The 16045-nt window shown below is 41.6% G+C and carries 7 protein-coding genes; all 7 read right to left on the minus strand.

The window, feature by feature from the left end; translation table 11 throughout:
* Positions 1 to 129: 129 nt before the first annotated feature.
* Complete coding sequence (locus R2Q84_RS01540) at positions 130 to 1134, minus strand: GRP family sugar transporter (RefSeq protein WP_316814757.1); 1005 nt, start codon at positions 1132 to 1134, stop codon at positions 130 to 132.
* A 71-nt stretch (positions 1135 to 1205) separates the two neighbouring features.
* A complete protein-coding gene (rbsK, locus tag R2Q84_RS01545) occupies positions 1206 to 2108 on the minus strand; it encodes a ribokinase (protein ID WP_316814758.1) in 903 nt (300 codons plus the stop codon).
* Between the two features lie 67 nt (positions 2109 to 2175).
* Complete coding sequence (locus tag R2Q84_RS01550; RefSeq protein WP_316814759.1) at positions 2176 to 5439, minus strand: glycosyl hydrolase; 3264 nt, start codon at positions 5437 to 5439, stop codon at positions 2176 to 2178.
* 3 nt (positions 5440 to 5442) lie between these two features.
* Positions 5443 to 8595, minus strand: a complete 3153-nt coding sequence (locus tag R2Q84_RS01555; RefSeq protein ID WP_316814760.1) for a glycosyl hydrolase — start codon at positions 8593 to 8595, stop codon at positions 5443 to 5445.
* A gap of 8 nt (positions 8596 to 8603) precedes the next feature.
* Positions 8604 to 10838 (minus strand): hypothetical protein, encoded by a 2235-nt coding sequence (locus R2Q84_RS01560; protein WP_316814761.1) that lies wholly within the window; start codon positions 10836 to 10838, stop codon positions 8604 to 8606.
* Between the two features lie 38 nt (positions 10839 to 10876).
* A complete protein-coding gene (locus R2Q84_RS01565; protein WP_316814762.1) occupies positions 10877 to 12610 on the minus strand; it encodes a RagB/SusD family nutrient uptake outer membrane protein in 1734 nt (577 codons plus the stop codon).
* A gap of 12 nt (positions 12611 to 12622) precedes the next feature.
* Positions 12623 to 15916, minus strand: a complete 3294-nt coding sequence (locus R2Q84_RS01570) for a TonB-dependent receptor (RefSeq protein WP_316814763.1) — start codon at positions 15914 to 15916, stop codon at positions 12623 to 12625.
* Positions 15917 to 16045: the final 129 nt, after the last annotated feature.

A 16045-nucleotide genomic window follows, 5' to 3' on the forward strand; every position in this document is an offset into this window, starting at 1 on the left:
CATCGAAAAAAAGTCAAATCAGTCCTGTATTTTAACTTGTCTTATAGCTATACTACGTCGGGACACAAGTCCAACATTAACTGTTATGCAACAGCCACACTTTGGGTACCCCTTTTAAAATTTTAGGTTTTACACCCCCGCAAAAATCAGCAAACCGAGCCCAACGATAAAAAAACAAAACATTGCGATTAATAAGCCATTGGTACCTTTTGGTGAATTACGGAATTCCTTCCAAATGAAGACACCCCATAGTGCAGCTATGAGTGTTGCCCCCTGCCCCAATCCATACGATATAGCAGGTCCCGCTTTTCCGGCAGCGATCAGATTTAATGAATTCCCGAGGCCCCAAATCAGACCTCCCAATACACCTGTCATATGCGTACTAAAACTTCCTGAAAAATAAGCTTTATAATTAGTCGGTTCACCTACAATCGGTCGTCTGATAAGGATTGTATTGAATACAAAATTACTTAAAAAGATACCCAGCGAAAAGGTAAATACAGCTGTATATGGGGTCATTTTGCCAATGGCCGGAGATATAAAATTCTCCAGATCCATAGCTGCCGCCACAAACCGGTAAAAGAAAGCCATCAACACCCCCGCAGTTATACAGAGGCCTATTCCTTTTGCAGATACTTTCTTCTGCTCGCCCATGCTCTTCTTTTTATAGGCGATTGCATTCAGAAGTATCGCCACAACGATTAATGCCACCCCTGCAAACAACAGAATTGGGTCTCCCTTTTGCGCAGCAGTATAATTGATCAACACACCTAAAACCAGTGCTAAACCTATGGCTAATGGAAAGGCAACAGACATGCCTGCTATGGCTATGGCAGCCGACAGTAAAATATTCGCAGCGTTAAAAATTACACCTCCAAACAACGCGCTTATTACATTTGAGCTGTCTGCCTGTTTAAGATCTGTCAGAAAATCACGTCCCTGCTGACCTACACTGCCCATAGTAAAAGCAGAAATAACTGAAAAAAGTAAAATGCCGATTACATAATCCCAATAAAACAGTTCAAAGCGCCATGTTTTGGCAGCCATTTTCTGTGTATTGGCCCATGATCCCCAACATAGCATAGTGATAAGGCAAAATACGACTGCAAGTGAATAACTCTCAATGATAAACATATTTTCGTTTTTTTAATTCTGGTTTATATTTAAAAAGATTTGATTATGTGCATGATACAGTTCCATCGAAATTATACGTTTGCAATAATTTCGTTTCTTGATGGTGCAGATGATTGTGCGCCCAAACGGGTTACAGATATTGCCGATGCACTACAGGCAAAAGTTACCGCATCCCGGATATTTTTATTTTCCGATAATGCGACTGTAAATGCCCCGTTAAACACGTCGCCGGCAGCAGTAGTATCGATAGCTTCGACCACCGGGGCATGAGTATGCATAAATTCGTTATCATGTAATATCAAAGCCCCTTCTCTTCCTAAAGTAATGATCACTGTTTCAACACCTTTCCCTTTGATAATCTGAGCCGCTCTCTTTGCACTTTCCATATCATTCACAGTAATACCGGATAGTATTTCCGCCTCTGTTCGATTTGGTGTAATAACGGAAATATTATTTAACAGGGCATCTGGCAAGCTGCATGCAGGTGCAGGGTTCAGCACAACTTTTACACCTTTGGCTGCCGCCATTTGTACAACATGCGCTACCGTTGTTAAGGGGATTTCCAATTGAATCAAAACTATTTTTGCCTGGTCAATTAACTGCTCAAGGTTCCCGAGGTCGTTTACGCTAAGTGTTGCATTTGCACCCGATGCGACAACAATACAATTTTCGGCATTCTGGTCCACCGTAATCAGGGCTACACCAGATGGATTATCTGGATCAGATAAAATATGATCTGTATTAATTCCCTCTTCCTGAAAAAGCTGCTCAGACTGTCTGCCGAAGATATCATTTCCAGTTTTACATATAAACGTTACATTTCCTCCCAGTCTGGCGGCTGCAACTGCCTGATTCGCACCTTTGCCACCTGGGTTCATAAAGAAAACTCCACCCAGAGTTGTTTCTCCTGCAACAGGCAGGTGGTCAGTTTTTATAACCATATCTGTATTTGAGCTTCCTACAACTAAAATCATTGGATTCATTTTTTAATTTCTTTTATTATTTAAAAATAGATTTAGCCTACGTTCAATATTTTATGATTTAATACTGAACCTCGATCACGTTTACCGGCCCGGTTAAGCCCGATAGCTCATATTTGTTATCCGCAGGAAGATTAATGACATCCGTGCGTGTTAACCTGTCCTTCGCGTCAAGTTTGCTATCTCCTATTAAGCGGTTTATCCAGGTGTTTACCACCTCTATCTCCACATTATTCTTTCCTTCTTTAATGACTTTTGAAATATCAACCTGCCAGGGGGCTGTCCATACTGAGCCCACATCCTCGCCATTGACTTTAATTCTGGCCATTCCATTAATATATCCTGTATTCAGGAAGATGGTCCCTTCCCGATCCACCTTTTTCAGGTTAAAGCTTGACTTATATACAGCGGAGCCAGAGAAATTCTTTATACGCTCATCGCTATGATCCGACCAGCTAATCAATTCATTAAACACAACTGGTTTTTCCGGGCCTCCGGATATAGGAGAATTGAGAAAGCTCACTTCCCAGGGAGCAGATAAAGTAAGCAGCTGCCTGGCTACAGGAAAATTCTCCCTTGTACCCGAACTCTTCTTCGATTCACCTTTATTAAAAACTACAAAACCACTTTGATTGGTTTCAAGTCTGAAAGAAATGGACGTTTTACCGTCAGCATTGCTAAAAACAGGTAAATCTCTCATGTTTCCGGTAACCGGGTCCCACCAGTAAGGCTGAGCATTAGTCACTCTAAATACAGCAGAAAATTCAATATCACCACCAGATTGGTTGGTCATAAAATATAGCTCATTAGCTTCGGTACTTCGATGGGTATACAATATTTTGTTGCCAACAGTAGATTTCAGGTCGGGAGCCAGACCGATATAGTCCAGTGCTTCCTGCATAGAAATACCTTCCATAACCAGGCCATTACCATATTTTCTTATTCCTTTCTTCAGTACTGTTCCGCCCCATAAATTTTGTGCAAGCGTTTTAATACGTTTATCAGCTTCTGGATAGTCCTGTAAACTTGGCGATCTTTCCGGTGCATTCCCTAATACGACAGCACCATCTTTTACAAGTGACTCAATTTTCTCCAGCAAAGCAGGACGCATGGTTTTAAGTGGTGGCAGAACCAACACACTATACTGTACACCATCGGGCAATAAGAGTTTTCCATTTCTAACAGTTATCCTGTTTAATATCACATCTGCATTAATGTAATCGTAAGAGTAGCCTTCAGGCAATTCAGGATTTCTAATCCCTGTCATCTTAGGTGCATCTTCTCCGATAAAATAAGCGACATCATTTACCGGGGTTCCCTGCTGAAGTAAATAATTACATCTCCTTAAATAATCTATAAAAGCTGCTCCCTGATAAAACCAGGTATTTTTTCTGTTAAACTCTGTACTAAACCATGCATTCAGACCAGGATAACCTGATTCTTCGGGCTGGTGGACATAGAGGTGCAACAAAGTCTGATTCACGCCTTCTGTAAAAGACCAGTCGCCTCTTTTCTTCAATAAAGCCGGATAGCGGCTATACGCACCACCGCCAGCGGTAAAAGATTCTGCCCAAACCCTGTTTTTACCGTATATATGAGCCGCTGACGATGCTGATTTATTTTCGATATTTCCCAGTTCACCTTCGTTCCAAAATTCACCTGCCACTTCATCAGACGCTCCCCCGTATTTTAAGAATTCTGACGGAAAACCCCAATGTCCATAATTTTCAAGCCAGAGTTTAAGGCCTGCTTTATTACCAAGTTTTTTTAAACCACCAACATATTCAGTGGCAACCAGATCAGCAACAAGTCTTCTAAGGTCCCATAAAAACCTATCCGATTGATCAGCACTTCCTACGATATTACCTGTCAATACGGGAAGCCATGGCAAAGGATCATACCCGTAAATTAGTTTAAAGGTATGCTGCAAACTGTCAGTCCAGTTTTGGGAGCCCATTTCATAACTATCAGCAACTAAATACTTAAAAGTTTTACGTTTTTCTTCCGGTACGCGGGCGAGTACTTTTCCTATAAAAGAATCAAAATGGGAAGCCAGTTTTTTATGATCCATTTTATCTACTTCCAACCCTTTTCCTTCAGGTGATGCCGGGCTGTTCGTTACACCTGTTGTGGCAAGATAATAATTCATAATCAGCCACTTTCCAGCAGGCACCTTCCAGTTAAGCTGGCCCTGTTGATTTACAAACGATTTTAAATTGATTACTTTTTGTGGGTCTATTACCAATTGAGCATCTTTAGTTTCCCCTTGTGTCTGCCATTGATATTCCGGCCAAAGCGGTAGTGGCGTTGCGTACATCTTAGCCAGTTGCTTTTCCATGTAATTTTCCAGGTAAGCAGCCGGAGATAAATTTATTTCTTTGAACCCTGCCTGCCCTTCTATATTTTTTAATACGATCTTAAATTCTTTTGAGCTAACCGGATCAAAAGCAATAGCTAAAGGCGCATAAGGAATAAAACCAACTTGCTTACTTGGATTAATCCTATTGATATTAAACGTTTTAATTGTCTCCATTTTCCCGTTTCGTATTATCTGTAGCAGTACATCGGCGGAAAATGGTACTTCAGCAGGATGCAGAACCAAACTTCGGATGGTTAAAGCCTTTTTTAGTTTGATATGGATACTGCTATTTTTAATACCAGACGAAAACATGGAAGAACTTGAAAAATTGCCATCCGTTAAGTTTGATATATGACTAATATCTGCATCCGTTGTCAGTTGTGGCTGATAAGACTTCAGATCAAAATCAGCATAATCAGGAGCAGGTACAGCAAGTGTAAATAAATAACCCGTATCTGTATTTGCCGGCATTATGTTCATGGCAAGTTGCCGACCTCCTTTTACCATTAACCTCGTGCTTGTTATATAACGCATAGAAGAAGCTGGTTTTATCCAAGGGCCGCCACTCTGACTCCATCCAGGACTATTGAACATTCCCAAAGTAATTCCGTTCTTTGTTGCAGTTTCCATAGCTACCTCAGTCGCTTTCCACCATTGATCAGAAAACAATTTCACATTTCCAAAAGAGGTCCCTTCTTCTTTAGAAAGCCCTATATTGCCTATGAATGCGCCGCCAATCCCCACTTTTTTCATTGCTTCCAGATCTTTTACCACACCAGCCGGTGAGATATTGTCATTTATCCAATACCAGTAGACATAAGGCCTGACAGAATCCGGCGGAGCTAAAAATCCTTTTGAAAGTGTTGAATTTCCCGCTTTAAATTGAGCTGCCAGATTAAAAACGCCAAATAAGGAAACCAATAAAACCAGTGCAGTTCTAATGGTGTATTTGTTTAATTCGTTCATGTTTTATTTATCAATTGTTACCAATAGTGTCTGCCATTTATCAAGGTTCAGCTCTAACACATCTCCATTGTTTGTAGCCCGGGTTTTTCCCGGTATCACCAGTCCCGATACCGGGTCCCAGACCATCAAACCTTTATCAGATTTTCTGAAAGTTACGTTTATATTCTGCGCTTTATCGGCCGCATTAACAAACAGATATACTTCTGCTGTTTTACCAGACTTAGCCAAAGCAACAATATTTTCAGTTCCAGCTTCAATTCGATATCCTGAATCCGTATCAGCCGAAATTTGCAAAGCGATCTGAGTTACATTGTCCAAAAAAACAACATTGTTGTAAGCGCTAAATTTTTCTTTAAGGTCAAGGGTATCACGCTCAACCCCATCCCCATTTAGTAAGACCACTTCAGTATTCTGGAAATAAAGGTTCATACCCTGATCTGCAAGTCTGATCAAATGATCCAGCAGCTTTTTCTGCAACACTGCCAGCTTTGGAATAATCAATTTTTTAATTTCTTTTCCGGGTTCAGGTAATTTTTCCTGATCTACATAATTGAAATCAATATGCTGATCAACCAGTGCCAACCCCAGTTCAGTAAAATTATCACTTAAAAGCAATGCTTCCTTGTCGAAATGTTCCCTTCCAATAGATAATGGGATTAAGGTTTTGGCCCAGATACTCTCAATCGGATAATAAACTGCAACTTGCGGTTGCCTCTTTCCCTGGTCCAGTAAATACCCTACTCTCCCAATGTAATTCGTAAACTGCTTATTTTCCTCGACACTCATTTTTTCATGCCTGTAATAAGAATTGAACAGATCAACTCCATAGGCAAATTGAATACCTACCGCAGCCATTTGACCATTTATACCAGCATCATTGCTATCGAACGCGCTGGATATTTCGCTCATCACCTGTTTTTTCCCATAGGTATCTGCAACCGAAGAAGCGAACTTAGCAGTAGTAACGCCCCAGCGTTTTGCAATCAATGGATAAGCGGTAAGCAGATCTATCCCCGGAAACTGCATATGCTTATACATTTCCATCAAACTTCCTTCAAAAATAGGGTGGTAAAATAAATCTTCTTCCAGTAGTAAATGTCCGGATGAGGCGACATTATTCTTTGCGGCAAATTCCTCCAGCGGTTTAAAATAACATTCCGCTACCAGCTCCATTAATGTCTGATAGTAATCTATCCTGACCTTAAATGCAGCTGCCGATTGCCCTTCCACAAGGTAGGGAAGCTTATTGAATAAGTCGTATCCTCTTCTTCTTTTAAACTCGGTCAGCAAACTTTCACTCCAGTTTAAGGTTGGAAAAGCAGGAATATTAAAATCTGGCTGATCGCGGACTCCAGGTGTTACAGGTGGTTTATTGTTCAAAAAATGGGCACCGACTAAGGATGGTTCATCTGTAAAAAAAGCTTCAATTCCTTTTCCAAAGTAGTCACCGACATAATGTTTATACTGTTCATGTGTAACTTTAATAAAATCGGCTGTAGCTTTCTTTTCCAGCAAATTCACCATTTTCCGCTGTTCAAACCAATTGTGTGTAGCGTGGGTGTTTTCATAAAAAGGTTTCTGTACAAAGTACTGCACTTTCCAGTTCCCTTTCCCTTTAGGTGCTGTCCACTTCAAGTTCCCTTTCCCATCGGTGTACTTTCTAAGATCAATTATTGCACTGCTGCCAGAACCAGCTTCGGGATAAGCAAATGCTGCCAGGAACCTGGTATGTCCATGCGGAAAAGGTATAACCAGTTGTTCTCCTTTATTCACGAGTTTGGATATAACAGACAGGCCAAGTGCCTGAGCAGAAGGATCATCTTTCAATACTATACCACCTGCTGCGCCGCTCGGATATCCCTTTTCGTCATAGATCCATATCCTTACACCCAGTTTATCAATTGCATAAGCAATATCGGAACGAAATTTCTCCCAGTTTTGTGTCGAACTCAGGTAATCCTGATATGATACATTTGTAACTACACCACCATAACCCAGCTCTTTTAAATTCCTGATCAGGGCAGTATCCAAATGTTCATGAATGATCCTTAAAGGCCGGTACTTCAGTGCAGGATTTAGGAAGCCCTGAACATCAATATTACTTTTCAGGTCCGTTGACACCGACTTCGCAGTCATGATTAATTCTACAAAGCGGTTTTTAATTTTAGTGCGTTCTGATTCGCCGGGGGTATGTAAAAAATAGTGCCTTCCCCTGTTCTCCTCTTTAAACTCTGTATAGCCCTGCTCATCCACAATAAATTTACCGGGCACACTTTGTTTAAAATAGTGTGCTGATTTTTCTACAGCAAACAACACAGAAGTAAGGTCCCAGGTTTCCCTGTTATAGGGCATAGTAATGTACTCCTTGTAGGCGGTAACCAAAGGTTGGTTCCCACGATAACCAAGGTTAGCCTCAATAGCTTTAGCAGGAAAATGAACACTTGCCCCTACTTCAAACGGACTGATATAAATAGCAGTGGGCCAGCGATCAAACATTTTCCTGGTGGCAGGAAGATCACTGATCACATTGAATTCTTTTTGCCTTGGATGGCTAAAATTCCCTGCCATTGTACTCAAAAATTTCACCTTTCGTTTTACCAGCTCCAAACCATTCAATTTTGAATATTGATCGGCTTTAGATTCCAGCAATTCCGCAAGGTTGGTAGAGAAACCCACCGAAATAATCACTACTGAAGTGTCTTTAGCTTTGGCCAGCATGCGCCGGTAAAAGTGGACAGCCGCTTCAACATCGCTATATTTTTTTATACTGCTCGAATATAGCAACTGGCCTTGCTCCTTGTAGTCCATCACCTTTTTGGCAAAGCTCTTAGCTTCAATTTCACCCTCGACACCATTTTTTACCGTTGCTATGGGCAACTGGCTGTAACCGTACTGGCGCCGCATCAGATCTATAAACTGCAAGGAACTTAAACTTTGTTTATTATTACTGATGCCAAGAAAATTAATTTTTCCCTGATCAGCATATCTGAAAAGCATAGCCAGTGCCAGCCCATCATCCACATCATTTCCCATATCGGTTTCAAAAATTACCGGAATGGGTGTACTTTTTTGTGCTTTGCAAGGGATGGCTACCGCCATCCCGAACACAAGAACGATGAAAAATATATTTATTATCTTAAATCTGAACAGCTTCATACTTCTCCTTAATTAATTATTTTGACGTGTTGAACCTGGAAATACCCATTAACAGGTGTTCCAGGAGTAGCATTGGAAGGATCAATGCGTAATTGTTTTAAAGTTCCTGTCCATCCCGGAACGGTACTCATGTCGATAGTATAAGTTGTAAAATCAGAATAAGGATTCAGCGCAAAAGATACCTGTTTCGCATTATTCCATGCCAGATCAGTAGTTGTAGTAAAATAAACCTGTCCGATCGTTTGCGGAGAAGAGTTCTTCATCCTGACCACTACATACCGACAATTTGCGAGACTGAGATTCAGGTTATCACCTGATAGTATAAACGCATCGGCACCAGTTATCTTTCCACCTATATAATTCCCGGCAGCAGCAGACCAGCCAAAATTATTAATCTGTTGTCCGGCCGTCCAACCTTCTGAAGCAGACATGAAATTCCAGCCCTGACTACCCACATGTATATAATCTATACTAAAATTACCTGAAGTGGTACTGCCGGGAACGGCATTGGAAGGATCTATTCTCAACTGTTTAAGCGTTCCCTGCCAGGTTGGAATATCCGCCATATTGATGGTATAATTGGTAAGGGAGCTATTCGCCACCATTGCAAAGTCCTTTCTTTTATCCTCCGACCAGCCTGTACTTGACGTAGTTGTAAAATAAACCTGTCCAACCGTGTTTGCAGACGCATTACTGATGCCAATCTGAACGAGTTTTTCAGTACCCATATTATACCCCATTGAATTTGCTGAAAGTATAAAAGCATCATTTCCAGTTAGCGTTCCACCTATTTTACCTGCATTTTTCCATCCGAAACCACTGATATCATTTCCCGATGTCCAACCCTCAACACCTGCGGCAAATGACCATACTTTCACTTCATTGCTCAGCCATTTTTTTGCGGCCTGCACAAAGGGGCTTGTGGGACTATGCGACACGGCGAAAGCAGAACTTGCAGGTTCTCTTCCCCAGCCGAATACAGCGACCATAGAAGCTCCATGACCAAACATATCGCCAAAATAGGCATCAGCCTGTGCAAAAGAGCCATTCACGCCAATGCTATAGCCTTCCGCATTGGCAAAGTTTTTCTGCTGTGGATCCACCAGATTAATCTCTGCTTTTAAGGTGTTCAGGTTGTAAGGACAGCTTACCGGTGAAAGCGTAAAACCGGGTGTTGAGTAATTGTTAACAGCGGTCCAGATTGGTGGCGCAAACGTGGTCGACAAACCGGGCTGGCTGGATTTTACCCCCACAATGTGTGAGAAGATCTTTTCCCTTGGTATCCCGGTATCATAAGCTGTTTTAGCTAAAAACTCAGAATAATCATGGATTACCTGATACAGTCTGTCCTTGTTATAAGCCGTATAACCTAAAGTATGCAGCGCCGCATATCCAAGTTTTCCGGCCTCCCAACTTTGCATCTGGTCTCCTAATATTGCATTTACCGGAAGCGAAGAGGGGTTCACGTTATATAGCGTATTATCAGCCGAATAATCGGGAATGTGTGTTTCCCAGCCAATAGCCATTCCAGCAAACAAGTATCCTTTTCCATTTGATTTTAGTTGGTTATACCGGGTATTCAGGACCGACAACACACCATTTTCAAGCTGACTTTTCACAAAAGCCCTAAACCCCGGTGATTGCAGATTTGGGAAAGCCTGGGCATGCATCCAGGCACCCCAGTTAAACCAGTAATATGGAAGGCGACCGTTAGACTGCCCGCCCCAGGTTTCTGTTCCCGAGGGGAATGATACCCATTCGCTCCATGAGGGATCATTGTAAAACTTAGGCATGGCGCCGCCGCCAAATTCAGTCGTATAATTATTGATGTCATCCAGCTGGAAATATACCGGAACGTTGTATTTTTCCGCAATATCAAAAGCTTTATTAACCTGGTATTGCATCTGCTGGACCGATTGGGTGAGCAACATTGGCCCGGGTAAACCAAATGCGTATTTATAAGGAGCATCAGCATTAACTGGTCCAAAAATCTGTGGAAGTTCCCCTACAAACGTATAGGCAGAATTGGCATCTTTACCTGTATTTTCGCTATCGGCCTGATCAACGCTGGTATTGGTTAGAAAAAAAACAATATAACGTTCCTGTGCAGCCGTTAATGATGTACTACCGGTATTTTGCACTTCATTTGCTTTAATAGTTTCTTTATTTTCCTCAGCAGGCTTTTTACAGCCCAAAGCAGTGGCAACTAAAAGCGTTAAGCTGATAAGTTTTATGGCAACCATAACTATTTGATTAAAGTTTACATTCGTTCAGGTGATGTTTACCAGCCAGGGTTCTGGTTCAGGTTAAAATCAGGAATTATAGCAGTTTCCTTGATTGGAATAGGCATAATCAGGAACTTATCACTCCAGGCATTTCTGCGTTCAGTTACAAAGCGGGCATAAGTAAAACTATTGTTCGGTTGCTTTGTAATCTCCATACCTGTAACCAGCTTATCTGTCTTATCCAGTATTTTCCATCTGCGTACATCCCAGAAACGGTGTTCTTCAAAAGCGAGCTCTACCCTGCGTTCCTTACGGATACGGTTCTGAAATTCCTGCTGTGATAAAGTGGTTGGAAAATTGGGCATATTCGCCCTAAATCTCACCTTATTGACTGCATTTTGCGCTATTGTGGTCGGTCCATTGGCCTCATTTTCTGCCTCCGCCAGGTTAAGATAAAGTTCTGCAAGGCGATATTTTTTCCAGCGTGTATCCTCTGGCTGACCAGATTGTAAACGGGGATCAATAAATTTGCGCAGATAATAACCAGTTCGCGTAAAGGCCCAACCTATGGGAGCTTTCAATAACTGATCTGCCCCGCCTACGTAAGTCTCCATAATATGTACATTTCCTGCTATATTATCATAAGCAGCCCCGTTGTACCAAACAGTTGCATAAAATCTCGGATCGCGCCCCAGATAAGGCTGAGACGGGTCATATCCCGAGGCTGGATTGAGGATTGGCTGTGTATGATCTAAATCCTGATAACCAGTAATAACCGGCTCACCTGTCGCTTGCATATCATAACTGTCAACCAATTCCTGGCTTGGAGTGGCCCCAACTTTAAACATTCCAGGTTTACTTGGAATACTATTGATGATACTGAATACAGGGTCTATTTGCCCCTCAAAAACCTCGTAAATTGTTTCTTTATCCCTTGGTGAAGTGCTGATATCGGTTTTGCTCAGAAAATAATCTCCATAGTTGTCTACCAATGTATAACCTTGTGTGGTTAGTGCATTGATGGCACTCTGTGCCGCCAAAGAAGCAGCTTCCCATTTACTTTTATCGTTACCGGCATTCCACAACGGACTGGCATTATACAACAAAGCCTGAGACTTTACCGCATAGGCAACAGCTTTTGTAAAGCGTCCGCGCTCTGCTTCCGTAGTGATACGCATTGGCATACTGTTGTTCGCAATGACTTCATCACACTCTTTTACAATAAAATTTACACAATCCTGGAAAGACGGACGTTTAAGCGTGGTATAATCAAAATCATTTGTGAAGGGTGCCGTCACCACAGGCATCGGACCATATTCTTTAATGAGTTCCCAGTAATAAAAAGCCCTTAACAACTGTGCTTCCGCACGAAAACGCTCCCTGTTGGTTGCACTGGGAATATTGGCAGTCTGAATGTTTTGCAGGAATACGTTCGCATCTCTGATACCCGCCCAGAAAGTACCATAATGATAAACGCCTTTACCTCTCTCCTGGTGGGCGTGCAAAGGACTACCGCTGGCATTCAGACTACCTGCAGACCAAGCCATTACTGCACCGCTGTAAGCGTAGGCCTCATCAGAAAAAGGTGCCAGGAAATCAAAAAAACCATACTTCCAGAAATAACTTGGCATTTGTCCGTAAACTCTGTTCAGGTAAGCCTCAGTACGTTTCTCGTCTTTAAATATATCATCAAGTGTTGTCCGGCCATCAGGTGTGATGTTCAGATAATCTTTCGTACAACCTGCTGCCAGGAAAGAAAGCAACATAAAAATTCTTAAAATATTTTTCATCTTATCTTCTGATTAAAAAGTGAAGTTTACACCAAAATTATACAGCCTTGTAATCGGGTAATCGCGACTGTTCGTCAGCTCCGGATCAAACTCTGTTGTCGGTAGCTTATCCCAGGTAAAGAGGTTCAAACCATTGGCATAAATACGCAAACGTTTTGCGCCAATTGCATTGCTCCATTTTGATGGCAAACTATAGCCAATTTCCATGTTTTTTAATCTCAGATAGCTCGCATTGAGAATGAAAAATGAGTTTGGCCTTTCATTGGGATTAGATTGGGTAGAAATACGTGGGTAATTGATTGGTAATCCGTTGGCTGCACGTTCTGCTGTCCAGCTCTCCAGATGTCTGGACACGTAGTTTTTGTCAGCAAAAACCCCCTGATCACTATAATAGTTAGAAACATTTGAAATCCCCTGAAACAGGACACTAAAATCCAATCCTTTATAAGTCAGGTTAAATGCTGCTCCATACTGATATTCAGGAACTGTTGAATAACCAATCGGTGCCATATCTCTTTCATTGATCAGATTATCGTTGTTCAGATCCTTGTATTTAAAATCGCCAGGTCTGGATTCATGTCCGCCTACATTTTGTACAGGAGAATTGGCGATGTCATTCGCATCCGTGAAATACCGGTCTACCTGATATCCAAACATCTGTCCTATCCGGTAGCCAGTTTCCCTATAGCGATAAGCATAATCTTCAGGTAACAAAGGTTCATCCGCATAAATTTGTCTGTTTGTTGCATAATTCAGATTGACGCGGGCCAACACAGACAAGTCCTTGTTGAATGATTTCTTATAATTCAATTCAACTTCAAACCCCTTATTTTCTACTACACCAATATTTACCGGTGGCAATACTGAGATAGGAAGTCCGTTCAGTTCCGGAATAGTTCCCCTGTTACGTAAAATATTATCTCTCTTTTCATAAAACACATCAGCCACGAGATTAAACTGATTGAATAATCCCATCTCCAATCCGAGATTGTATTTTTTTGCGACCTCCCATTGTAACTGTGCATTTTTTAATAAATTGTAATTGATGGTTTGAGCATTGCCCAGGCTACCGGAAAAACCACCTCCAACCACTTGTATATCATCCAGGTACAAAAACCTTCTGCTTCCTATGCGGTCGTTACCCACTTTACCGAACGAACCTCTTAATTTCAACAGATTCACGACAGGGTTATTCTGTAGAAACGATTCATTGGAGATGAGCCAGCTGGCAGAAACTGCCGGGAAAAACCCGAACCGCTGGCCCTCGGCAAATTGTTCAGAACCGTTGTAACCTGCGTTAAACTCCAGAAAGTACCGAGAATTATAGCCATAGGTAAATCTGGAAGCCAGTCCCATTAACTTAAATGGTAACTCATTGTTGATTACATTATTTTGTTGCTGATATAGCAACATACCTGAGAAATCATGTTTTCCAATAGTTTTTGCATAATTTATGAAACCCTGAAAATTAGATAAGGTTTCAAAATTCCGTCCTCCTCCAATGGATAAAGGAGTATTCTGGTCATTATTGAACGGCCGGTAATACACGCTGTCGCGCCCGTCCGCTCCTTGTAAATTAGGATTAATGATCTGTATGTATTTTTCATACTTCCTTGTCGCTTCAAGGTTATTAACTGTGCGTGCATCGAATGAAACTACCGCCCTTGCCGACAGACCTTTGGTAATGAAGTCAAGGTTTTGCTCCATACCGTAAGTAGCTAACACATTGCTTCTTTTCTGCTGTGTATAACCAGAACGGTTGATCAGGCCATAGGCCGGATGGTCAATATCAGAATAGGTAATCACCTGCCCATCAGGTGTAAGTGGACCTGGAACAACTGCCGGCATACGGTTCATAAAATAGATGATCCAATCCGTTGGATTGTCGCCCCCTAAAGCGTATGGGCTGTTCCTTTGCTCCAGGTAACCTGCTACATTTAAAAATGCTTTTAAATTTTTATTTAGCTGGATATCGATATTAGATCTGAAGTTATAACGGTTAAGTTTAAAGCTCGGATCATAACTAAGGTCTTTTTCAGTATTAAACTGTCCCCCCTGATTGAGATAACCGGCATTTACAAAATACTTAGTGGTTTTACTTGCCCCCGAAACATTCAGGTTATAGCGTTGCTGATAAGAATAATCCTTAATCAACAATTTACGCCAGTCTGTATTTGCGTAACGCAGGGGATCTTCCTGTGTTTTATAATATTCTAATGACTGACTAGAATATTCAGCAGGTAAACCATCATTCGTAAGTGCCAGATTTTTTAGTGTTGCAAAGTCGTAAGCATTAACCGGGCTGATAAAGCGTGGAAAATCCTGTGCACCCGCCTCTGCTACAAAATTGATTTCCGGAGTCTCAGAAGTTCCTCTTTTTGTGGTCACCAAAATAACCCCATTAGCTCCTCTAACTCCAAAAATAGCTGTAGATGAGGCATCTTTTAAAATTGTCACTGACTCTACCTCATTCGGATCAATATAGGTCAGATCACGTTCAATTCCATCTACGAGGATAATCGGGCTTTGCGCATTTACTGTTCCCTGTCCGCGGATAAACAATTGTGTAATATCCCGGCCAGGCTGACCGCTACGTTGGATAGAAGTTAATCCAGGTAATCGTCCTGCCAGAGTCACCGCTAAATTTGCTGCAGGACTTTGTTTAATTTCTTTGGTTTTAATAGAAGAGATTGCTCCGGTAACTGTTTCCTTTTTTTGTGTACCATAGGCTACCACAACCACTTCATCCAGACCACCTGCTATCGCGATCAACGACACATTAATATTGCTCTCCGTTCCTACTGTAACTTCTTGTGTCTCGTAACCAATATAACTAAACACCAGTACTGATCCAGGTTCAGCCTGAATGGTATAACTTCCTTCCGAATTGGTAACGGTTCCCGTCTTGGTACCCTTTATTAAGACAGAAACCCCAATAAGTGTTTCTCCTGTCTCGTCCTTCACTTTACCAGTAACAGGCTTTTGCTCAGTCCTTGCAGATGGTTTGTCCAGGGAGGGTTTGATGATTACCGTTTTATCTTTGATCTGATAGATCAATGGCTGTGCAGTAAAAATCTTATTCAGCGCCTCCTCAATGGTTACATCATTGAGCTGAGCCGTTACCGGCTTTGCTCTACCGAGCACCTCTTTTTTGATATACAAAAAATTATAGCCGCTTTGTTTTCTCAGCTGTTCTATGACGTCCTGCAGATCGGCATTCTTTGATGAAAGGGTTATTCTCTGTGCAAGGCTGGAAGCGCTTACCTGCATCAGCCCCATCAGCAATAACAACACAGTTATTCTCATAACTAATAATATTTTTTTATATCGGCCAGCTATGGGCATAGCGGTCTTGATAAAAGCATTTAAATTCATACTTTTGGTTGTTTGGGTTTATTCAAGATTTCTTTTCGATTATTTTATCCGGATATTATC

Origin of the sequence: Pedobacter nyackensis (genome assembly GCF_032678475.1) — a bacterium.
Classification (GTDB): domain Bacteria; phylum Bacteroidota; class Bacteroidia; order Sphingobacteriales; family Sphingobacteriaceae; genus Pedobacter; species Pedobacter nyackensis_A.

Coding starts and splice junctions, on each gene's coding strand:
- rbsK (WP_316814758.1), bottom strand. CDS start 2,108: ATGATTTTAGTTGTAGGAAGCTCAAATACAGATATGGTTATAAAAACT.
- R2Q84_RS01570 (WP_316814763.1), bottom strand. CDS start 15,916: ATGAGAATAACTGTGTTGTTATTGCTGATGGGGCTGATGCAGGTAAGC.
- R2Q84_RS01550 (WP_316814759.1), bottom strand. CDS start 5,439: ATGAACGAATTAAACAAATACACCATTAGAACTGCACTGGTTTTATTG.
- R2Q84_RS01555 (WP_316814760.1), bottom strand. CDS start 8,595: ATGAAGCTGTTCAGATTTAAGATAATAAATATATTTTTCATCGTTCTT.
- R2Q84_RS01565 (WP_316814762.1), bottom strand. CDS start 12,610: ATGAAAAATATTTTAAGAATTTTTATGTTGCTTTCTTTCCTGGCAGCA.
- R2Q84_RS01540 (WP_316814757.1), bottom strand. CDS start 1,134: ATGTTTATCATTGAGAGTTATTCACTTGCAGTCGTATTTTGCCTTATC.
- R2Q84_RS01560 (WP_316814761.1), bottom strand. CDS start 10,838: ATGGTTGCCATAAAACTTATCAGCTTAACGCTTTTAGTTGCCACTGCT.